We start from the raw sequence: 21,744 nt of genomic DNA on the forward strand, positions 1-21,744 counted from the left end.
ATCATGGCTGAAATGTGTCAGCATCATGCCAGATACGCAGAATGCGCAACAATGGGGCGAGAATGCAAGAAGGCCCCGAAAGTTTCGGGGCCTTTTCAACGATTTGCCGTTAACCTTTACAGGCTGGGCTGTTTGGTGCTCAGACCGATTTCACTGCCCATAGCGACCATGTCGCCCAGCAGCTTGGCCGCGTCGTCGACAGGGCCCGGCTCGTTCTGGAAGTTTTCCTTGGCCGTTTTGTACATATTCTCAGCTTCTTCGTACATCTCGTCGAGATGTTCCTGAGTCATGTCCCCCCGCGCCATCGCGCGTTCGGCCAAAACGGTCACGCCATCTGCGTTGATCTCGGCAAAGCCGCCGGTGACAACGTATTCGGCTGTCTTGCCATCTGCGTCGACCCGCAACAGGCCGGGACGCAGCGTTGTGATGGTCGGCGCATGGCCTGCCATCACGGTCAGATCCCCATCGGCGCCGGGGATCGAAACCGAGGTCGCGGCGTGCGAAGCAAGGCTGCGCGCGGGCGAAACCAGATCGAATTGCATATCTGCCATTGTGTTCCCCTTGGATCAGGCACATCGCCCGGACAACAGCATTTGCCGTCCGGGCTTTGTGATTGGGATTTAGGCCGCGTCAGCTGCCATTTTTTCGGCTTTGGCGATCACATCGTCGATGCCGCCAACCATGTAGAAGGCACCTTCGGGCAGGTGGTCGTATTCACCAGCCACAACCGCCTTGAACGACGAAATGGTGTCTTCCAGCGGAACCTGTACACCATCGGAGCCGGTGAACACTTTCGCAACGTCGAAAGGCTGCGACAGGAAGCGTTCGATCTTGCGTGCACGTGCAACGGCAAGTTTGTCTTCTTCCGACAGTTCGTCCATGCCCAGAATGGCAATGATGTCTTGCAGCGACTTGTAGCGTTGCAGAACCTGCTGCACGTCGGTGGCGACTTTGTAGTGTTCGTCACCAATGATCAGCGGATCAAGCAGACGCGAGGTCGAGCCCAGCGGGTCAACCGCAGGATAGATACCCTTTTCCGAGATCGAGCGGTCCAGAACTGTGGTCGCGTCGAGGTGGGCAAAGGATGTCGCAGGCGCAGGGTCGGTCAAGTCATCCGCAGGAACGTACACGGCCTGAACCGATGTGATCGAACCGTTTTTGGTCGACGAGATGCGTTCCTGCATCGTGCCCATGTCTGTGGCCAGCGTTGGCTGATAGCCCACAGCCGAAGGAATACGACCCAGCAGAGCCGACACTTCCGAACCCGCTTGGGTAAAGCGGAAAATGTTGTCGACGAAGAACAGAACGTCAGAGCCTGTGTCATCACGGAACTGTTCCGCCAGCGACAGGCCGGTCAGAGCGATCCGCATACGCGCACCGGGAGGTTCGTTCATCTGGCCGTAGACCAGCGCAATTTTCGAATCCGGCAGGTTGTCGGGAACGATAACGCCGGATTCGATCATTTCGTAGTAAAGGTCGTTGCCTTCACGGGTCCGTTCGCCAACACCGGCGAACACGGACACACCCGAGTGCACCTTGGCGATGTTGTTGATCAGTTCCATGATCAGAACGGTTTTGCCAACGCCGGCACCGCCGAACAGACCAATTTTACCACCTTTGGTGTAGGGGGCCAGCAGGTCGATCACCTTGATGCCTGTTGTCAGGATCTCGGTTGCTGTCGATTGTTGGTCGAACGCAGGTGCTTCGCCGTGGATCGAACGTGTTTCTGTCGCGTCAACGGGGCCTTTTTCATCAACGGGGTCGCCGGTGACGTTCAGGATGCGGCCCAATGTGCCGGGACCGACGGGCACCTGAATGGGCGCACCGGTGTCTGTGACGGGCGCGCCGCGGACCAGACCTTCGGTGGCGTCCATCGCAATGGCGCGCACGGTGTTTTCGCCAAGGTGCTGGGCAACTTCCAGCACCAGCGGGCGACCGTTGTTTTCAGTTGTCAGAGCGTTCAGAATCTCTGGTAGATTGTCTTCGAAGTGCACGTCGACGACGGCCCCGATGACTTGGGTGATTTTTCCGACTGCTTTTGCCATGTCGTATAACTCCGGTTTTATCTTAGAGCGCCTCGGCGCCCGAAATGATTTCAATCAGCTCGTTGGTGATCACGGCCTGACGCGAACGGTTGTACTGAATGGTCAGCTTTTCGATCATGTCGCCTGCGTTTCGGGTGGCGTTGTCCATAGCGGACATCCGCGCGCCCTGTTCGGACGCCCCGTTTTCCAGCAGAGCCGAGAAGATCGCCGTTGCAATCGCACGTGGCAGCAAGTCGGCCAGAACGGCCTCTTCGCTGGGCTCGTAATCATAGACGGTCGAGCCATCGACATCGGCAACCGCCTCTTTTGGCACCTCGAACGGGATGATCTGCTGTGCCGTCGGCGTCTGGCTGACGACGTTCACGAACTTCGCATAGAAGATCGTGGCCACATCAAATTCGCCTGCGTCAAAGCGGCCAAGAACGTCCTTGGCAATGCCTTGTGCGTCGGCATAGCTCACGCGTTTGACTTCTGTCAGGTCGACATGACCGACAAAGCGCGATCCCAGATCCCGCTTCAGGGCGTCACGGCCTTTTTTGCCAACGGTCAGGATTTTGACGGTCTTGCCCGCCGCTTCCAGTTCCGCCGCTTTTGCTTTGGCCTTTTTCGAGATGTTCGAGTTGAAACCACCGCACAGACCGCGTTCTGCGGTCATGACGACCAACAGGTGGGTCTGGTCGTTGCCCGTGCCGCTCAGCAGCTTGGGTGCACTGTCAGACCCGCCAACAGAACCCGCCAGCCCTGCCATCACGGCATTGAAGCGCTCTGTATAGGGCCGCGACTGTTCGGCAGCTTCCTGGGCGCGGCGAAGTTTCGCCGCGGCCACCATTTGCATGGCTTTTGTGATCTTCCGAGTGTTCTTCACACTCTGGATCCGGTTTTTAAGGTCCTTGAGACTTGGCATTGCCTTATCTCTCCTTAAGCGAAGTCAGTTGCGAAGGTATCCAGAGCTGCACGCAGCTTGTCTGCGGCATCGCCCTTGATCTTGGGATCTTCGTTTGTGATCCAATCCAGAACATCCTGATGCTTGGAACGCATGTGCGCCAGCATGCCCGCTTCCCAGCGGCCAACTTCCTTGACTGCGACCTTGTCCAGATAGCCGTTGGTGCCTGCGAAGATAACGCAGACGATTTCGGCATTGGTCAGGGGCGAGTACTGGGGCTGTTTCATCAGCTCGGTCAGGCGCGCACCACGGTTCAGCAACTGCTGGGTCGAGGCATCAAGGTCCGAACCGAACTGGGCAAAGGCCGCCATTTCGCGGTACTGAGCCAGCGACAGTTTCACAGGGCCCGCGACGCTCGACATTGCGCTGGTTTGAGCCGAAGAGCCAACCCGCGACACCGACAGACCGGTGTTCACAGCAGGACGGATACCTTGGTAGAACAGTTCGGTTTCCAAAAAGATCTGGCCGTCGGTGATCGAAATCACGTTGGTCGGAATAAACGCGGAAACGTCACCACCTTGGGTTTCGATGATCGGCAGCGCTGTCAGCGAGCCCGAACCGTTGTCTTCGTTCAGCTTGGCCGAACGCTCCAGCAGCCGCGAGTGCAGATAGAAAACGTCGCCGGGGTAAGCTTCACGGCCGGGCGGACGGCGGAGCAGCAGCGACATCTGGCGATAGGAAACCGCTTGTTTGGAAAGATCATCATAGATGATCAGCGCGTGACGACCGTTGTCGCGGTAGAATTCCGCCATGGCTGTCGCGGTGTAGGGTGCCAGATACTGCATCGGCGCGGGGTCCGACGCGGTGGCGGCAACCACTGTGGTGTATTCTATGGCACCGCTCTCTTCGAGCTTTTTCACCAGCTGGGCGACGGTCGAACGCTTTTGACCGATGGCAACATAGACGCAATAGAGCTTCTTGCTTTCATCGTCGCCTGCAGCGTCGTTATAGGATTTCTGGTTCAGGATCGCATCGAGAGCCACGGCGGTTTTGCCGGTCTGACGGTCACCAATGATCAGTTCGCGCTGGCCACGGCCAATCGGGATCATCGCGTCGACCGATTTCAGGCCGGTTGCCATCGGTTCGTGAACCGATTTACGCGGGATGATGCCCGGCGCTTTGACGTCTGCAACACGACGCTCTTTGGCGTTCAGCGGGCCTTTGCCGTCCAGCGGGTTGCCCAGACCGTCCAGAACGCGGCCCAGCAGTTCGTCACCGACGGGCACGTCCACGATCGAGTTGGTGCGTTTGACAACGTCACCTTCCTTGATGTCGCGGTCGGACCCGAAGATCACGACGCCGACGTTGTCGCTTTCGAGGTTCAGGGCCATGCCCTGAATGCCACCGGGGAATTCGACCATCTCGCCTGCCTGAACATTGTCCAGACCATAGACACGAGCGATACCGTCACCGACGCTCAGAACGCGACCGACTTCGGCGACTTCTGCTTCTTGACCAAAGTTCTTGATCTGGTCTTTCAGGATCGCAGAAATTTCTGCTGCTTGGATACCCATTTATCCGACCTCTTTCATTACGTTCTGGAGGGAATTGAGCTTGGAGCGGATCGACGTATCGATCATCTTCGAGCCCACTTTGACGACAAGACCGCCGATGAGGCTTTCATCAACGGTCGCATTAATAGTCACGGTTTTGCCCATCGACGCCGTCAGCGTCTTGGCCAATTTGTCAGACTGCGTCTTGGTCAGCGCCTTGGCCGATGTGACATCGGCGGTCACTTCGCCTTTGTCTTGGGCGATCACGTCGCGCAGGGTCTGTACCAGTTGCGGCAGCACGAACAGACGGCGCTTTTGCGCCATCAGTGCCAGCGTGTTGGACATCACACCCGACAATTCCATGTTTTTCGCCAGCGCCGACACCGCTGCACCTTGCTGGTCGCGGGTATAGATCGGCGAATGGATCATGGCATTGAAATCGTCCGACTGCGCCATGGCATCTTGCAGGACAGCAATATCGGTCTCAATGGCTTTTACGGAGTTGGTCTCTTTAGCCAAGTCGTAGACGGCAGTCGCATAGCGTTTGGCGATGCCTGTGGAGATCGAAGCAGGTTCGGACACGTCCACCCTTCCAATATCTGGCCTCGTCTTCGCCGCATCAGCGCCGATAGAACGAGGGTGTTGGCGCGGGCTGATGGGCATCAATCCGCTGAAATCAGGGGGGATGTATCAGACCCCCGCGCACCCCGCAACTGTGGAGAGCACCGGATGCAAAAGGCTGTTTTTATTTAATTTCAAACCCTTACCCCAAGTGCGACGCTTTGCGCAGACGAAAATGTTAAAAAACTGTATCGATCGAGGGCCCCAACTGAGCGATTCCGAGGCATTCACCACAAATTTACCACCGCTGCTTCATCGCACAGACCCGCCCTTCATCTTGCCGGAAAAACTCCGGGGGACGGCCGCAGGCCGGGGGGCTGGCCCCCTGCCCATGCGCCGAATACTAGTGATCGTAACCCGGATTGGTCCGCTTCAGCTTGCGCATCAGCCCCGGCCAGATCAGGTTGTCACCATAGCCCGGCGTGAACGCCCCCTTGGCCTGTGCCTGCACGGTGTCGGCCATTGCCTGGTCTTCCTCGTGCAGGTTTTCGGTGCCCGCGGCCTGCGCAAAGATTTGCGTCTTGCAGGCGTTCTCGAGGAAATACATCCGCAGGAAGGCAATCGCACAGTTCGGCCCCACCGTCAGCGTGCCGTGGTTGCGCAGCATCAGCAGCGACTTGTCACCCAGATCGTTCACGATCCGCTCGCGCTCGTCCAGTTCCAGCGCGATGCCTTCATAGTCGTGATAGGCCAGATCGTTGTTCACGATCATCGAGAACTGGGTATAGCGGCGCAGCCCGCCATTCTGCACTGACACCGCCACGCCATAGGGCGTGTGTACATGAATTACACAGCCCGCATCGTGGCGTGCGGCGTGAATGGCCGAATGAATGGTAAAGCCCGCAGGATTGATATTGTAGGGCGTGTCCTGACAAATATTGCCCTCGAGATCGATCTTGACCAGCGAAGACGCTGTCATTTCGTCGAACATCACGCCGTAAGGATTGATCAAGAACCGCTCGGACCCGTCCTCATCCGGTAAACGCGCCGAGATGTGGGTAAAGACCAGATCGGTCCAGCCATGCATCGCGCACAGCCGGTAGGTGGCGGCCAGTTGGCAGCGCAGGGCCCATTCCTGTTCCGGAACTTTGCCCTTGAGCGAGGGCATCTCCATCGGATCGGGCATGTCCTTGATGTCCATGGCCGTGGGCATGGCGGTGGCTGCATCTTTCATCGGTCTCTCCTCCCAGACGAGCAATTTGTTGGCCCGAGCCTAGACCAACGCACGCGCAAAAGGAAATGACGCAGCGTTCCACGCAACGGCTTTTCGGCGTGATCGGGCCGAGACGTTGAAACGGCTGTGTCTGGATGCGCCAAGGGTGCCGCGCGGCAGGTGGATTGCGCGCTCAGATCGGTTTTGCGCTGGGTTCGGTCAACCCGTCCAGCACGCCGACCCGCTTACGCACCCGGCTGGTCGTGCCCTTGGGTGGATAGACCAGCTTGGACGCCTCGACCATGAACGCGCCCCCTGCGAACATGCCGGGCATCGAGCGGCCCACGCCTTCGAACATGCCTGCGGATTTCATCCACAGCCGCTTGCCCGACGGAAACTGGTAGAGCGCGCCCACATGGCGTTCAGGCAAAAACTGGTGTTTGCGCAGCTGGGTTTCCAGTTGGGACGCCGAATAGGGCCGCCCGTATCCGAACGGCGTGCGGTCGCGCCGCGACCACAGACCTGCGCGGTTGGGAACGATGAACAGCGCTTTGCCCCCCGGCCCCAGCACCCGCCAGCATTCTTCCAGCAGCTCCTGCGGACGGTCCGAGGTTTCCAACCCGTGCAACACCACCAGCTTGTCCACATGGCCGGTTTCGACGGGCCACATCGTCTCTTCTATCAGCGCCGACACATTGGGCTGACCTGCGGGCCAGGGCATCACGCCCTGCGGCCCCGGCATCAATGCCATCACCCGGCGCGCGTCGGGCATATAGGGGCGCAACAGCGGCACCGCAAAGCCATAGCCCGCAACAGTTTGCCCCTTGGCCTCGGGCCACAGTTGCAGCATACGCCCGCGCAGCGATTTCTGCGCGGCACGCCCCAGCGCGCTGCGATAATAGAAATTGCGCAAGTCCTGTACGTCGAGGTGCATTGCAGCCCTTCATCGGATCGGCCAAGCTGGCCCTTGCGCCGATCCTATCAACCGTGAAGGAAATGACCATGCCTCTTGAACTCGTCACTGTGCCCTGCCTTGAAGACAATTATGCCTTTTTGGTCCACGACGCCGACAGCGGCGAAACCGCGGTGATTGATGTGCCCGAAGCCGGACCGATCAAGGCAGCGCTGGCCGCGCGCGACTGGACGCTGAGCCATGTGCTGCTTACACACCACCACTGGGACCATGTCGATGGTCTGCCCGAGTTGCTGGCCGATCATCCAGCCAAGGTTGTGGGCGCTTCGGCAGATGCGCACCGTCTGCCGCCGCTGGATCTGGCTGTGGCCGAAGGTGACAGCTTTACCGTGGGCAGTGATTCCTTCGAGGTTCTGGACGTGAGCGGCCACACCGTCGGCCATATCGCCTTTTACGCACCCGCGTCGAAACTGGTGTTTACCGCCGACAGCCTGATGGCACTGGGCTGTGGCCGCCTGTTCGAGGGCACGCCCGCGCAGATGCTGGACAGCATGACCAAGCTGGCCGCCCTGCCCGGCGACACAACGGTTTGTTCGGGACATGAATACACCACCACAAACGCAAATTTCGCCGCGACGGTTGACCCGCAAAACGCTGCACTTATATCTCGTACACAGGACATCGCGGAGAAACGCGCCGCCGGGATGCCCACTGTACCTTCCAAGCTTCAGCTTGAACTGGACACCAATCCTTTTCTGCGCGCCTCAGACCCTGCCATTGCCGCCCATCTGGACATGGCAGGCGCAACGCCACTGGACGTTTTTACCGAAATCCGCGCCCGCCGCGACCGGTTCTGACGCCCGCCATTCGCAACAATCGATAGCGTTTCATCGGGTATTGTCACTTTTGTGACTGGTTTATGAAAGAAAACCCTTGAAGCCAGCCGTCGATCAACCAAACTCTAACAGTATGAGGCCATGGTTGGCGGAGGGACGCCAAAATGTCCCCACCGACCCAGATCAGAAGGAGCACGAGCGTGCCTTCATTCTCGACGACATTGGAAAAAGCAATCCATTCCGCGCTGGCGCTGGCAAACGAGCGTCGCCACGAATTCGCAACGCTGGAGCATTTGCTGTTGGCGTTGGTCGAAGAACCCGACGCCAAACGTGTCATGCAGGCATGCAGCGTCGATGTTGACGAACTGCGCACCACGCTGAACGAATTTGTCGACGAGGATCTGTCGAACCTTGTGACAGATATCGACGGCAGCGAAGCAGTGCCAACAGCGGCCTTCCAACGCGTAATCCAGCGTGCGGCGATCCATGTGCAGTCTTCGGGCCGCACCGAAGTGACCGGTGCCAACGTTCTGGTCGCGATCTTTGCCGAACGCGAAAGCAACGCGGCCTATTTCCTGCAGGAGCAGGACATGACCCGCTATGATGCGGTCAACTTTATCGCCCACGGCGTCGCCAAAGACCCTGCTTTCGGCGATCCGCGCCCCGTTTCCGGCGCGCCCGAGCACGAAGACGAGCCGCAAGGCGTGACCGAAGGCGAGAAAAAGGATTCGGCGCTTGAGAAATACTGCGTCGATCTGAACGCAAAATCGCGCGAAGGCGACATTGATCCGCTGATCGGTCGTGACAGCGAAGTGGAACGTTGCATTCAGGTTCTCTGCCGCCGGCGCAAGAACAACCCGCTGCTGGTGGGGGATCCCGGTGTGGGCAAAACTGCCATCGCCGAAGGTCTGGCGCGCAAGATCGTATCGGGCGAAACCCCCGAGGTTCTGGCCAACACCACGATCTATTCGCTGGACATGGGCGCGTTGCTGGCAGGCACCCGCTATCGTGGCGACTTTGAAGAGCGCCTGAAAGCCGTCGTGACCGAGCTGGAAGCGCACAAGGATGCGGTTCTGTTCATCGACGAGATTCACACCGTGATCGGTGCCGGTGCCACCTCGGGTGGGGCAATGGACGCATCGAACCTGCTGAAGCCTGCGCTTCAGGGGGGCAAACTGCGCACCATGGGCTCGACTACGTATAAAGAGTTCCGCCAGCACTTCGAAAAAGACCGCGCCCTGTCGCGCCGGTTCCAGAAAATCGACGTCAGCGAACCGTCGGTCGAAGATGCGGTGAAAATCCTGCGCGGTCTTAAGCCGTATTTCGAGGAACACCATTCGGTGAAATACACCTCGGATGCGATCAAGACATCGGTAGAACTGGCCAGCCGGTACATCAACGACCGCAAGCTGCCCGACAGCGCCATCGACGTCATCGACGAGGCGGGTGCCGCACAGCATCTGGTGGTTGCCAACAAGCGGCGCAAAACCATCGGCACCAAGGAGATCGAGGCCGTCGTGGCCAAGATCGCCCGCATCCCGCCGAAAAACGTGTCGAAAGATGACGCCGAGGTGCTCAAGGATCTTGAAGGGTCGCTGAAACGCGTCGTCTTTGGTCAGGATAACGCAATCGAGGCACTTGCCTCGGCCATCAAACTGTCGCGTGCGGGCCTGCGCGAGCCGGAAAAACCCATCGGCAACTACCTGTTCGCAGGGCCGACCGGCGTGGGCAAAACCGAAGTGGCAAAACAACTGGCAGATACGCTGGGTGTGCAACTGCTGCGTTTCGATATGTCCGAATACATGGAGAAACACGCGGTCAGCCGATTGATCGGTGCCCCTCCGGGCTATGTCGGCTTTGATCAGGGCGGCTTGCTGACCGACGGAATCGATCAGCACCCACACTGCGTTCTGCTGCTGGACGAGATGGAAAAGGCGCACCCGGATGTCTACAACATCCTGTTGCAGGTCATGGATCATGGCCGCCTGACCGACCACAACGGCCGCACGGTGGATTTCCGCAATGTGGTGCTGATCATGACCTCGAACGCCGGTGCGGCTGAACAGGCCAAAGAGGCAATCGGCTTTGGCCGCGACCGTCGCGAGGGCGAGGATACAGCCGCCATCGAACGGACGTTCACGCCGGAATTCCGCAACCGTCTGGACGCGGTGATCAGCTTTGCGCCGCTGCCGAAAACGGTGATCATGCAAGTGGTCGAAAAGTTCGTGCTGCAACTCGAAGCACAGCTGATGGACCGTGGCGTGACGATCGAACTGACCCGACCTGCCGCCGAATGGCTGGCCGACAAAGGCTATGACAGCAAGATGGGAGCGCGTCCCTTGGGCCGTGTTATTCAGGAATACATCAAAAAGCCGCTGGCCGAAGAGTTGCTCTTTGGCAAGCTGGCCAAAGGTGGAGTTGTCAAAGTCGGTATGAAAAACGGTGTGCTGGACCTGAAGATCGAAGGACCGGACAAACCAAGGATTTCAGGCAACAAGCCGCCGCTTCTGACGGCTGAATGATCCGCGCGGTTTGCACCGCACTGACACTTACGCTCGTCGCAGGGATGCCTGCGGCGGGCGATCCTGTTTTGACGCCACCAATTGATTGTGATCTGGGGCGCGACTGCTTTATCCAGCAATATGTTGACCACGACAGCAGCGCGGGCGCGTCCGATTACTTGTGCGCGCCGCTCAGCTATGATGCGCACAAGGGCACCGATTTTAGCCTGCGTACCTTGCAACAGATGCAGGCGGGTGTGAACGTTCTGGCCAGCGCCCCCGGTACAGTCAAGGGCGTGCGCGACGGCATGGAGGACCGCATCTATACGACCTCGAACGCCGAGGAAATTAAGGGCCGCGAATGTGGCAACGGGCTGGTGATCGACCACGGAGATGGCTGGGAAACGCAATATTGCCACATGAAAAAAGACAGCCTGGCAGTCCACTCGGGCGATCAGGTCAGCCGCGGCAGCGTGCTGGGTCAGGTGGGGGTCAGTGGCCTCGCCCAGTTCCCTCACATCCACCTCAACGTGCGCCACAACGGCACCACCATCGACCCGTTTGATCCCGATGGCAAAATCACCTGCGGCACACCCGACCCAGACACCCTATGGCAAAACCCGCCGCCATACCGAGCGGGCGGCTTCCTTGACGTCGGCTTTTCCGACGGTATTCCCGACTATGCCGACGTCAAATCAGGCAGCGCTGCCAAACCGTCCCTGCCTGTGGATGCACCCGCTCTGGTGGTTTACGGTTACGCCTTCGGTGGCCAGAAGGACGACAAACTACGCCTGGTCCTGACCGGTCCTGACGGCACGGTGGTCGATCAGACAATCGCGCTGGAAAAAACCCAAGCGCAGTTCTTTCGCGCCGTCGGCAAGCGTCTGAAGCGCGCCGTCTGGCCCACGGGCACTTACACGGGCATTGCCACTTTGTCCCGCAAGGGCCGCCAGATCGACACCCGCAGCGCCAACATCACCCTGCGCTAACGCGCCCCTTCATCTTGCCAGTAAACTCCGGGGGAGGCGCGCAGCGCCGGGGGCAGAGCCCCTATTTCTCGGTAAATTTCAACTCGATACGACGGTTTTGCGCGCGGGCTTCGTCCGTGTCTGCAATGTCTACTGGCTGGTACTGCCCGAACCCGTTGGCCGACAGCCGGTCCGGCGGAATGCCAAGGAAGTTCACCATATATTTCACGACCGACAGCGCCCGCGCCTGACTCAGTTCCCAGTTATCGGCAAACTCTCCCAGACCGGACAGGGGCACATTGTCGGTGTGACCGTCGACGCGGATCACCCAGTCGATCTCGGGCGGAATGTCGGCGACCACGCTGCGCAGGATCGCTGCGATCTTGGCAATCTCGCGCTTCCCGTCAGCCGAAATTTCCGCAGCACCGGGCGGAAACAGAACTTCGGAAGAGAACACGAACCGGTCACCCTCGATCCGCACGCCCTCTTGGTTGCCCAAAACGTCGCGCAAACGGCCAAAGAATTCTGAACGGTACTTTTCCAGATCCTGTGCTGCTGCTTCCAGTCGCTTGCGCTCTTGCTCTTCCAGCACACGGCGGCGGCGCTCTTCGGCTGCCACCCGCGCCAGAGCAGTGTTCAGATCCTGCCCCAGCGACAGCAGTTCAACTTGCGCAGCCTCGTCGCGCGATTTGGCATCGTCCAGCAGCGCCTGAAGCTGTCCCAATTGCGAACGCAACGCCGCGACCTGCTGGTTCAGCACCTCGGTCTGGCGTTGGGCGGCGGTGGATTTTTCCTGTTCCTCTGCCAGCTTGTCGCGCTCGGTCTGCAACAGCGCGGCACGGCGTTCTGCGTCGGTCATCGTCTCGTCGATAGCATTTTCAGCGGCCAGTTTCGCCGCCAGTGCAGCGGCCAGTTGCGCGCGCACTTCGGCGGCGTCTGCGGTCAGGGTTTCGGCATCTGTTTCAGCGGCCAGTTTCGCTGCCAAGGCGGCCTGCAATTGCGTCCGCAAATCGGCGTTTTGCGATTTTGCGGTTTCCGCCGCCGCCTTTTGCGCCGTGACATCGGCCAGTGCCGCCGTAAGACGCGCACGCAGATCCTGTGTTTCGGCGCTGCCTGCTTCAATTGTCGCTGTGGCCACGTCCAGCTGCCCCTGCAACGCAGCAAGCTGTCCTTCCAGCGCGTCTTTTTGCGCGGTCAGCGCCTGTGTCTGGCCAGCCAGTTCTTGCACGGTGCTGTCGGTGCCTTCGGCCTGCCCTTTCAGGGTTTCGACCTGCAACAAGGCAGCGACCAGTTGCGTGTCCAGATCGGCTTCGGCGGCGCGCGCGGCTGCGAGCAAGGTCAATGTTTCCTCGGCTTCCTTACGCTGCGCTTCCAGTGCCAGCGTCATCGAGGTCAGTTCGGCATCTGCCGCTTCAAGCCGTTCGCGCAACAGCTTTGCCGCCTCTGCTTCGGCCAGCCTTGCTGCTTCTTCCTCACTCAGCGCGTCTTGGGCCTCGTTCAATTGCGTATCCAAGGCCGTCAACTGCCCTTCGGCCTCGGCATTCCTTGCCCGCAAATCGGCCACCAGCGCGTCCAGCGCCTCGCGACGCGCCGCCGCCAAACGGGCCGCTTCGGTGCCTGCATCAATTTCTTCGCGGGCCTGCGCCAGTGCCAGATTCAGCGCCTCTTGCTCGGACAGCAATCGGACCTGCTCGGCCTGTAAATCCGCAACCGCGGCCTGCGCCTGATCGCGGTCGGCCAACAGCGCTGCAACCTGTGCTTCGAAACTTGTGATCCGTGTTTGCGCAGCTGCCAGTTCGCTGGCCTGCGCGTCGCGCTGTTCCGTCAGCGAGGTGATTAATGCCGCCTGATCCGACACCTGTTGCTGCGCATCGCTGAGCGTCGCCGACAGCGCCGACAGCCGTGCATCAAGCCGGTTGCCACGCTGCTCTTCCATCCCCAAAGCCTGCGCCAGAGCGGCAACTTCCCCGGCCAGTTGGTCCAGTTCGCTTTCCTGCCCCGAAATGGTTTCGCGCAACACATATTGCACCACCATAAAAATGGTCAGCACAAACATCAGCACCAGCAGCAGACCGGTCATCGCATCGACAAAGCCGGGCCAGATCGACCCCTGAAACCGTGACCCCGTGCGACGCGACAGGGCCATCAGCCGTCACCCTTGACGTTTCCTGTCCCACCTTGGGGGCCACGCCCGCGATTGCCCCGGTTTGGCCCGCGCGGTTGTGACAGCGCCTGGGTCAGTCCGGCAAGATCACTGCGTAACTCGGCCATGCTTTCCTGACGGCCTGCGGAAATCTCTTCGAGGATGCGCAGCATCTGCACGTCGATCGACCGCAACCGCATCCGGCTTTCTGCATCAATTCCGTCCCCCGAACCTTGGGATTCGAAATGCGCTATCAGCCGTTCCTGCCCTGCCGCGACACGTTCCAGCGCCGAATTTTCAGGGTCGCCATGCTGCATCTGCCGCGTCATGCCGTGGATTGCATCAGCGAGCGTGCCCAACTTTTCATCCACCATCGTCCGCGAAACGTCCGATTGCGTGACCATCTGTTGCAGCGCTTCCATCTGCTCGGCCAGATGGTCCATCACACTGGCCAGTGCCGGCGCATCGCCCGTTCCATCGTCAGCCGAAGCAAAGCTGACCCGTGTGATCGAACTCAGCCATTCTTCCAGCTCGCGGTAAAACCGGTTCTGCCCGTGGCCTGCGAACAGTTCCAACAATCCCACAATCAGCGATCCCGCCAGCCCCAGCAGGGACGACCCAAACGCCACACCCATGCCGCTCAGCTGCGAATCCAGCCCGTCCATCAGGCGGCCAAACACATCCACACCCGCGTCGCCGTCTTGTGGCGCAAGACTGCGGATCGTGTCGACCAGCGCGGGTACAGTGGTTGCCAGACCATAAAACGTGCCCAAAAGCCCAAGAAAAATCAGCAGGTTAACGATGTATCGTGTGATTTCCCGCGCTTCGTCTATCCGTGTAGCCACCGAATCCAGAATAGACCGCGTCGAAGTGGCCGAAACCTGCATCCGCGCGCCCCGCGTGCGCAACAGCGACGCGAGCGGCGCCAAAAGCTGCGGCGCATTGTTGTCACTTTCCAGCGTATCGGCGGCAAAACTTTCGATCCAGCGCACCGATCCGATCAGCTGCAAGACCTGCCAGAAGCACGCCACCACACCGATCAGAAAAACGAAAAAGATGAACCCGTTCAGATAGGGGTTCGCTTCGAACACCGGCAACACGCTGGGTGCTGCAACAAACACCATCGCCGCGCTAAGGGCGATCACCATTAGCATCAGCGCGATCTGCCGCACCGGTTGGGAAAATTGTGGCCGCGCTTCGCGGTCCATCTGCGACATGCGCCCGGGTCCTTGCCCTAAAATACTGCTCTGCAGCAACGATAACGAACAATTGCAATCAAGGCCAAGAGATTATCCACAAATTGCCCGCACGCGTGCCGCCAGCCAGTCCAAATCGGCGTCTTGCAGGCCAATCTGGTTCAAATGATCGGCAGTATTGAACAAATACTCGGTGTTGGGGCCACGCCCGCCCACCGCCTTGGCGATAATCTGCGCCTGTTCTTCCAAGGGCAGACCGCCACAATACTGGGTGTGGTTGGCGTCGATGATATAGGCCACCGCATCGACCACGCGCCCGTCGACAAGTTGCAGGGGCACAGTGGCCTCGTAATAGGCCGACGAAATCAACTCGCGGGCACGCAGATAATGCAGCGTCGCGTCCTCCTCGCCTTGGGCCACCGCCATTGCGATGCCTTCGCAAGAGGCCGGAGGGACCGCGTCCAGCGCCAGCACCAGCCCCGGTTCTTCTTCGGTGCCACGGTGGTGGATCGAGCGCATGCAAAACGACCGCTGATACCCGTTCAGCCGTGCCACAACACGGTCTGCCACCGGAAATCCGGGGTTCCAAAGCAAGCTGCCATAGCCGAAAACCCACATCGTCATTGCACGCGGTTCCTTATTCCTGTCCCACGGGGTAAATCTGATTTGGGCTGATTTTGAAAGGGCCGAGATGCGGCGATTGTTGCGGGTGTGCGTGGTGCTGGCCACGCTGTGGTGTGTGTGGTGGGGGGTTGCCAGCTATGCGCTGCACAGTGCCGTGGTGTCGTGGTTCGACGCCCGACGCGCCGAAGGCTGGCAGGCCGATATGGATGGACCGCAACCGGGCGGCTTTCCGTTGAACCTGCGCACCCGAATTGCGGATCTGGCATTGGCCGATCCTGACACCGGCGTCGCGTTCCGTGCGCCGCAGATCACGTTCACCGCTTCTGCGCTGTGGCCCGGCAACATAACCCTGCGCTTGCCGGATACCCCGATGACATTCGCCACACCCGAAGGCGCCGCTGATTTGACCATGCAAGACAGCGTGATGACGCTCGACCTGCGTCGCGAACGCGCGCTGGGTCTCGACCGGTTGCAATGGGCCGCGCAGAGCTGGCAGCTGGACGGGCCTGAGGGTTCGCTGATTGGCGCAAAGGGCCTCAGCCTTGCGGCGATCCGCACCACCGGGGCCACCTATGACATCACCGCCAGCGCCCCCGCCTTTGCGCCCGGAGCAGTGCCACGCCGCACTTTGCGACTACCGGATGAATGGCCGCTGACCTTTGACCAACTGGCGCTTGAGGCAACCGTCACATTTGACCGTCCGTGGGACATTCGGGCGCTCGAAGACCGCCGCCCGCAACCGCGCTGGATCGCCCTGCATCTGGCCGAAGCTGCTTGGGGTGATCTGCGCCTGCGCCTTGCCGCCGATCTTGAAGTGGACGCAGCAGGCATCCCCGCGGGCACCGTCAGCATTCAGGCCGACAACTGGCCGATCATGCTGGATCTGGCCGAAGCAGCCAACCTGCTGCCCGGCGGTATGCGCAGCCAGGCGGAAGAAGTGTTGCGCCGGTTCGCGACTCTCAGCGGCAATCCGGACGCATTGGACGTGCAGTTGAACCTCGCCGGAGGATTCATCTCGCTCGGATTCCTGCCCGTCGCCCCTGCCCCACGCCTGATCCTGCGCTAAGGCACCACTTCTTTTGGCGACAAATATCCTAGGGGAGCCGTGTCAGCGGCGGGGGCAAAGCCCCCCCTGTACCCTTTCAACGGCAATAAGATCCGCTGCGATACCGCGCCGTATCAAAATGGAAATGGTCGCGATGATAGCCGTCCGAATTGGGCCCCAACACCGTGCCGAACGGCCCGCACGCGCCCGCGTGCATTTTACGTAGTGCTTTGCTGTGGCGCGATGAGTTCCATCCCTCCAGCACGCTCACAATCTCTCCGCTCTGCAACTGAAAGCCCGAGATGTCGATCGCACGGCCTTTGCCATGTTCGGACACTTTGGCGCCAGGGCGGTTGTTGCGTGTACGGCACGAATAATGCGCCGCCACGCGAAAGCCGGTCAAACCGCCCAGACGGGCCATTGCCGGCTTTGCGCTGCGTTCTGTCCATTTTTTCAATGCCTTGGCCGTGGCGCAATCCATCACGGCCTCTTGGCTTAGCGCCACGCCGGACACTGACCGCAGCTTGACAGCATCGTCAACGCCACATGCCGCGATGCGTCCGGGAACGGGACCGACATAGGTGCCTTGCAAATCAACATCGCCACAAACCGCCCCCCTTGCCCGCTTGCGTTTCTTTGCCATCGCTTTGTGTTCAAGCGCTTTGGGCCGCACAAAGGGGCGAAGGGTGGTTTTCGGTCCGGAAAACGATGCCACCGAGGCCAGATGCACTGCGCTTTGGTCCGGTTGCAGAACAATTACACCTGGTGGCGCCATTACGGCCTTGGAGACCGCCGCGGTTGCACGCGCAATCGGGCGCAAGGGTTTTTTTGGCGCGGTAGCCGCTGCCGTGGTGGCCACACACAGGGCCAAAAGCAATGTCAGCGCCGCCCTCATATCTTCTCTTTGGACACCGAGCGCCCAAAGTCGGGCGCGTCCGTGTCTTGTCCCGCCTCGATAATCCCGCGTCGGATCGCGCGGGTGCGGGTGAAGTAGTCAAACAGGTGGTCACCGTCACCGGTGCGGATGGCGCGCTGCAGGGCAAAGAGCTCTTCGGTGAAGCGGCCCAGAATTTCCAGCGTTGCATCCTTGTTGGTCAGGAATACATCCCGCCACATGGTCGGGTCCGAGGCAGCGATGCGGGTAAAGTCGCGAAATCCGGCGGCAGAATATTTAATGACTTCGCCGTCGGTGACGCGGCCCAGATCATCAGCCACACCCACCATCGTATAGGCGATCAGGTGCGGCGTGTGCGAGGTGACGGCCAGCACCAGATCGTGGTGGTCGGCGTCCATTTCCTCGACGTTCGCACCAAGCCCTTCCCACAGCGCGCGCAGTTGCGCAGTGGCCTTCGGGTCAGTGCCCTCGACCGGAACCAGCAGGCACCAGCGGTTGTCGAACAGAGTGGCAAACCCCGATTCCGGTCCCGAATGTTCGGTTCCTGCCAACGGGTGACCGGGAATAAAATGCACACTTTCAGGCAGCAGCGGCCCGACGCTGTTGATCACGTCGCGTTTGACCGAACCCACATCTGTCACGGTCGCACCCTGCGCCAGATGCGGTGCGATCTCGGACGCGACCGAGGCCATCGCCCCCACCGGCACCGCCAGCACCACCAGATCGGCACCGGCAACGGCTTCGGCGGCACTGTCGCAGACGCGATCGGTCAAACCGATGCGGCGCGCGGTATCGCGGGTCGCCTGACTGCGCGCATAACCGGTGACTTCGCCCGCCAGACCACTGCGCTGAATCGCCCAATACATCGACGAGGCGATCAGCCCCAGACCGATCAGCGCAATACGGTTGTAGACAGGGGCCGTGGCCGGAGTGGTCATGCGCTTTTGCCTTCCTTGAACTGGCGGACCGCGTGAACAACACGGCGGCACGCGCTTTCATCACCTACGGTGACCCGCAGCGCGGCGGGCAATTTGTAGCCGGCCACTTTACGCACAATCAACCCTTGGGATTGCAACCACGCGTCACAGGCATTTGCCTCGTCCGCACTACCAAAACGGGCCAGCACAAAGTTGGCATGGCTTACGTCTGACGGCACGCCCAACGCGGCCAGCCCTTCGGCCAGAATGGTACGGCAGCGGGCGTTTTCACTGCGACAGTGATCGGCATAAGCCACATCACGCACCGCCGCTTCGGCGGTGTCCAGCGCCGCCTGACTGACGTTGAACGGCCCGCGAATGCGGTTCAGCACGTCGATCACATGCGCAGGACCATAGCCCCAACCGATGCGCAGCCCGCCCAAGCCGTACAGTTTGGAAAACGTGCGGGTCATCACCACGTTCTGGCGGCTGTCCACCAACGATGCGCCGCCATCGTATCCTTCGACATAATCGGCATAGGCCCCGTCCAGCACCAGCAACGCCTGCTTTGGCAAACCGTCCGCCAGACGCGCGATCTCGGCATCCGAGATCATCGTGCCCGTAGGGTTGTTGGGGTTTGCGATAAACACCAGCCGTGTCTTTTTGTTGCACGCCGCCAGCAGCGCGTCGATGTCGGTGACGCGGTCGGCCTCCAGCACTTCGACAGGCGTGGCACCTGCCGCCTTGGCGCTGATCGAATACATGCCAAAGCCGTGAACGGTGTGCACAACCTCGGTTCCCGGCCCGGCGTAGGCCTGACAGAGAAACGCGATGATCTCGTCCGAGCCGGACCCGCAAATGACACGCTCGGCGTCAACGCCGTGCACCTGCGCCAATGCTGCGCGCAGCGCGGCGTGATCGGTGGAGGGATAGCGGTGCAACTGGTGTGCCGCGCGACGGAACGCCTCGACGGCCTTGTCGGACGGACCCAACGGGTTTTCGTTCGACGACAGTTTTACAGCGTTTTCAATCCCCGCCACATGGCTGGTGCCACCTACGTATGGGTCGATTGTCATAATGCCGGGTTGTGGCGCAATGGCTTGAGTCATGGGTTGGCTCCTTCGCGGCCCGTTTTAGCGGGGCAAGCGCGCCTACGCCATGCCCTTTTGCCCCTGCGCAATTTTGCCAACGCCTGTGTGTCTTCTACCCCTTTCTATTGAACCCCAGAAACTCGGAACATAATGTGAACATATGGTTAAAACACTCTCGGAAAAACTCGCGATTCTTTCAGATTCAGCCCACTGTCACACCTCTTGCACCTCGTGTGGTGGTGCCAAAATCCTTTGTGGGAATGGCCAACTGCTTGATCTGGTACAGAGATGGCGACCGATTTGCGCGGCTTTATGCGTTTCTGTGGCGGCTGCACGATGCACCGTCACTGATGCACGACCGAGATGCCGCGCTGATGATTGTCGGGAAACAACCCGGTGAAGTCGAGGACCAGACCGGTTGCCCCTTTGTCGGGCCTGCCGATCAGTTGTTCGACCAGATCGCAGCGCAGGCCGGACTGGACAGGCAGGCGGCCTTTATCACCAACGCGGTGAACCACTTGAGATTCAGATCGCGCGGCAAGCGGTGGATGCACCAGACACCAACGCAAAGCGAGGTGATCCAGTGCAAATGGTGGCTGGAGGCTGAGGTGGCGCTTGTCACACCCAAGCTAATCGTTGCGATGGGTGGCACAGCACTTTTGACCGTGGCCCGACGCAAAGACGGTGTTTTGAAACGGCGCGGCCAGATCAAGGATACCGCCTATGGGCCGGTTCTGCTGACCCTGCACCCGTCTTGTTTGTTGCGCCTGCCCGACGCGGCACGGCGCGGGGCGCAGACCGCCCTGTTCAGGGACGATCTGGAACAGGCCGCACGGTTAGGCCAGGGCCATACCGCATGACCGTCCAGAATGCAAAAAAGGCCGCGCTCGGGGCGCGGCCTTTTGTAGTGTGCAGAACAGATCGCAGGGATCAGTTCTTGGCGTAGAATTCGACCACGAGGTTCGGTTCCATCATCACCGGATACGGCACGTCACCAAATGCAGGTGTGCGTACGAATGTGGCGGTCAATTTCGAGTGATCCACGTCCATATAGTCGGGCACGTCACGCTCGGGCAGTTGGGTGGCTTCCAGAATGGCGGCCATCTGCTTGGAGCGGTCACGCACTTCGATCACGTCGCCTTCTTTGACGCGGTACGAAGGAATGTTCACTTTTTTGCCGTTCACACGGACGTGGCCGTGGTTAACGAACTGGCGGGCAGCAAAAACGGTCGCCACGAATTTCGCGCGGTAGACAACGGCGTCAAGACGACGCTCGAGCAGGCCGATCAAGTTTTCACCGGTGTCGCCTTTGACACGTTCGGCTTCGGCATAGATGCGGCGGAATTGTTTTTCGGTCAGGTCGCCGTAGTAGCCTTTCAGCTTCTGCTTGGCGCGCAGCTGCAGACCGAAGTCCGACAGTTTGCCCTTGCGGCGCTGGCCGTGCTGGCCGGGGCCATATTCACGACGGTTGACCGGCGATTTGGCGCGGCCCCAGATGTTTTCGCCCATGCGGCGGTCGATTTTGTACTTGGCAGACGTGCGTTTGGTCACGGCTGGTCTCCTTTATTTAGGTTCATAAAGGGCGTTGTCCTCTGGTCCATGACCCGACAGGCTTCCCCTTGCAGGGACCACCAACACCAATGAAGGGGCGCTTATACGCCCGCGCGGGGCAGAGTCAACGGCCTATTGGCGGTGATTGCTGACCCATTTGCGTGACTGCCGCGTGGCGGTGGCAGGTGGTTAGATGATCGTTGACCAGACCGCAGGCCTCCATCCACGCATAGACGATGGTGGGGCCGCAAAACTTGAAGCCGTCTTTCTTCATTTGTCTGGAGATTCGCGTACTCAGATCCGTGCAGGGCGGCACCTGATCCTGAGCTGTGTATTTTGGTTGCAATGGTGCGAAATCGACAAAACGCCACATATAGGTGTCAAAGCCTGTCTGGTCCTCGATCCGGCACCATGCCTGAGCGTTGGAAATGGTCGCGGCGATCTTGCCACGATGGCGGATGATACCTGCGTCCTGCACTAACCGTTCGACGTCTTCATTACCCCAGCGCGCAATCTCGCGCGGGTCAAAACCGCGAAAGGCGGCACGGAAATTGTCGCGCTTTTTCAGGATGGTAATCCACGACAGCCCCGCCTGAAATCCGTCAAGCACCAGCTTCTCCCACAGGGCGCGGCTGTCGTATTCGGGCACGCCCCATTCGGTGTCGTGATAGGCGCGATAAATCGGTTCTGACCCCGCCCAGTTGCAGCGGGTGATCCCGTCACCGTTTGTTATTTCACCGCACATGAGACGACTCCGAAGATAAGACTAAAATGAGAACATTAAGCTCTTGTTAGATAATATGTCGACA

20 protein-coding genes are annotated in these 21,744 nt (G+C 60.0%); 5 read left to right on the forward strand and 15 right to left on the reverse strand.

From position 1 onward, the window contains the following. Positions 1-116: 116 nt before the first annotated feature. From SULPSESMR1_RS11930 to SULPSESMR1_RS11960, 7 genes are all read right to left on the reverse strand, one after another. Positions 117-551: a F0F1 ATP synthase subunit epsilon gene (locus SULPSESMR1_RS11930; protein ID WP_089421028.1), complete on the reverse strand. Its 435-nt coding sequence runs from the start codon at positions 549-551 to the stop codon at positions 117-119. Positions 552-620: 69 nt separating this feature from the next. Beyond that, complete coding sequence (atpD, locus tag SULPSESMR1_RS11935) at positions 621-2,045, reverse strand: F0F1 ATP synthase subunit beta (RefSeq protein WP_089421029.1); 1,425 nt, start codon at positions 2,043-2,045, stop codon at positions 621-623. 22 nt (positions 2,046-2,067) lie between these two features. After that, positions 2,068-2,949: a F0F1 ATP synthase subunit gamma gene (locus SULPSESMR1_RS11940; RefSeq protein WP_089421030.1), complete on the reverse strand. Its 882-nt coding sequence runs from the start codon at positions 2,947-2,949 to the stop codon at positions 2,068-2,070. Between the two features lie 14 nt (positions 2,950-2,963). After that, a complete protein-coding gene (atpA, locus tag SULPSESMR1_RS11945; RefSeq protein WP_089421031.1) occupies positions 2,964-4,502 on the reverse strand; it encodes a F0F1 ATP synthase subunit alpha in 1,539 nt (512 codons plus the stop codon). Further along, a complete protein-coding gene (locus SULPSESMR1_RS11950; protein ID WP_089422298.1) occupies positions 4,503-5,063 on the reverse strand; it encodes a F0F1 ATP synthase subunit delta in 561 nt (186 codons plus the stop codon). Positions 5,064-5,445: 382 nt separating this feature from the next. Next, the gene (locus tag SULPSESMR1_RS11955; protein ID WP_240311464.1) at positions 5,446-6,276 is read right to left on the reverse strand and encodes a class II aldolase/adducin family protein; all 831 of its coding nucleotides are present in this window, start codon (positions 6,274-6,276) and stop codon (positions 5,446-5,448) included. Positions 6,277-6,448: 172 nt separating this feature from the next. Continuing rightward, entirely contained in the window at positions 6,449-7,189 is a 741-nt protein-coding gene (locus SULPSESMR1_RS11960) for a methyltransferase domain-containing protein (protein ID WP_089421032.1), read from the reverse strand. A gap of 68 nt (positions 7,190-7,257) precedes the next feature. Here SULPSESMR1_RS11960 and gloB point away from each other — a divergent pair, with 68 nt between their 5' ends. From gloB to SULPSESMR1_RS11975, 3 genes are all read left to right on the forward strand, one after another. Then, positions 7,258-8,025: a hydroxyacylglutathione hydrolase gene (gene gloB, locus SULPSESMR1_RS11965; RefSeq protein ID WP_198362793.1), complete on the forward strand. Its 768-nt coding sequence runs from the start codon at positions 7,258-7,260 to the stop codon at positions 8,023-8,025. Between the two features lie 179 nt (positions 8,026-8,204). Then, positions 8,205-10,526: an ATP-dependent Clp protease ATP-binding subunit ClpA gene (clpA, locus tag SULPSESMR1_RS11970; RefSeq protein ID WP_089421033.1), complete on the forward strand. Its 2,322-nt coding sequence runs from the start codon at positions 8,205-8,207 to the stop codon at positions 10,524-10,526. Continuing rightward, complete coding sequence (locus SULPSESMR1_RS11975; RefSeq protein WP_089421034.1) at positions 10,523-11,494, forward strand: M23 family metallopeptidase; 972 nt, start codon at positions 10,523-10,525, stop codon at positions 11,492-11,494. The genes clpA and SULPSESMR1_RS11975 overlap by 4 nt, the downstream gene beginning before the upstream one ends. 61 nt (positions 11,495-11,555) lie before the next feature. On the opposite strand, the gene SULPSESMR1_RS11980 is transcribed toward SULPSESMR1_RS11975, so the two are convergent. The 3 genes from SULPSESMR1_RS11980 to SULPSESMR1_RS11990 all read right to left on the reverse strand — a co-directional run bounded on the left by SULPSESMR1_RS11980 (position 11,556) and on the right by SULPSESMR1_RS11990 (position 15,436). Further along, positions 11,556-13,619, reverse strand: coding sequence for a peptidoglycan -binding protein (locus tag SULPSESMR1_RS11980; protein WP_089421035.1), 2,064 nt, complete (start codon positions 13,617-13,619; stop codon positions 11,556-11,558). Further along, positions 13,619-14,833: a biopolymer transporter ExbB gene (locus SULPSESMR1_RS11985; protein WP_089421036.1), complete on the reverse strand. Its 1,215-nt coding sequence runs from the start codon at positions 14,831-14,833 to the stop codon at positions 13,619-13,621. Before SULPSESMR1_RS11985 ends, SULPSESMR1_RS11980 begins: the two co-directional genes overlap by 1 nt. A 72-nt stretch (positions 14,834-14,905) precedes the next feature. After that, positions 14,906-15,436, reverse strand: coding sequence for a gamma-glutamylcyclotransferase (locus SULPSESMR1_RS11990; RefSeq protein ID WP_089421037.1), 531 nt, complete (start codon positions 15,434-15,436; stop codon positions 14,906-14,908). Between the two features lie 67 nt (positions 15,437-15,503). Between SULPSESMR1_RS11990 and SULPSESMR1_RS11995 the strand changes: the two genes are divergently transcribed. Next, positions 15,504-16,502, forward strand: a complete 999-nt coding sequence (locus SULPSESMR1_RS11995; RefSeq protein ID WP_089421038.1) for a DUF2125 domain-containing protein — start codon at positions 15,504-15,506, stop codon at positions 16,500-16,502. Positions 16,503-16,578: 76 nt separating this feature from the next. Here the strand turns inward: SULPSESMR1_RS11995 and SULPSESMR1_RS12000 are convergent, their stop codons facing one another. Genes SULPSESMR1_RS12000 through hisC form a run of 3 tightly spaced genes read right to left on the reverse strand, consistent with a single transcriptional unit; the run spans position 16,579 to position 19,402 of the window. Next, positions 16,579-17,376: an extensin-like domain-containing protein gene (locus tag SULPSESMR1_RS12000; RefSeq protein WP_089421039.1), complete on the reverse strand. Its 798-nt coding sequence runs from the start codon at positions 17,374-17,376 to the stop codon at positions 16,579-16,581. Next, on the reverse strand, positions 17,373-18,314 hold the full coding sequence (locus tag SULPSESMR1_RS12005; RefSeq protein ID WP_089421040.1) for a prephenate/arogenate dehydrogenase family protein: 942 nt from the start codon (positions 18,312-18,314) through the stop codon (positions 17,373-17,375). Before SULPSESMR1_RS12005 ends, SULPSESMR1_RS12000 begins: the two co-directional genes overlap by 4 nt. Beyond that, positions 18,311-19,402, reverse strand: coding sequence for a histidinol-phosphate transaminase (gene hisC / locus SULPSESMR1_RS12010; protein WP_089421041.1), 1,092 nt, complete (start codon positions 19,400-19,402; stop codon positions 18,311-18,313). Before hisC ends, SULPSESMR1_RS12005 begins: the two co-directional genes overlap by 4 nt. Before the next feature lie 242 nt (positions 19,403-19,644). On the opposite strand from hisC, the gene SULPSESMR1_RS12015 reads away from it, so the two are divergent. Further along, on the forward strand, positions 19,645-20,244 hold the full coding sequence (locus SULPSESMR1_RS12015; protein ID WP_089421042.1) for a UdgX family uracil-DNA binding protein: 600 nt from the start codon (positions 19,645-19,647) through the stop codon (positions 20,242-20,244). Between the two features lie 70 nt (positions 20,245-20,314). On the opposite strand, the gene rpsD is transcribed toward SULPSESMR1_RS12015, so the two are convergent. After that, positions 20,315-20,935, reverse strand: coding sequence for a 30S ribosomal protein S4 (gene rpsD, locus SULPSESMR1_RS12020; protein ID WP_089421043.1), 621 nt, complete (start codon positions 20,933-20,935; stop codon positions 20,315-20,317). A gap of 124 nt (positions 20,936-21,059) precedes the next feature. Then, the gene (locus SULPSESMR1_RS12025) at positions 21,060-21,680 is read right to left on the reverse strand and encodes a DNA-3-methyladenine glycosylase I (RefSeq protein ID WP_089421044.1); all 621 of its coding nucleotides are present in this window, start codon (positions 21,678-21,680) and stop codon (positions 21,060-21,062) included. Positions 21,681-21,744 lie beyond the last annotated feature (64 nt).

It is taken from the genome of Pseudosulfitobacter pseudonitzschiae (genome assembly GCF_002222635.1).
GTDB lineage: Bacteria > Pseudomonadota > Alphaproteobacteria > Rhodobacterales > Rhodobacteraceae > Pseudosulfitobacter > Pseudosulfitobacter pseudonitzschiae_A.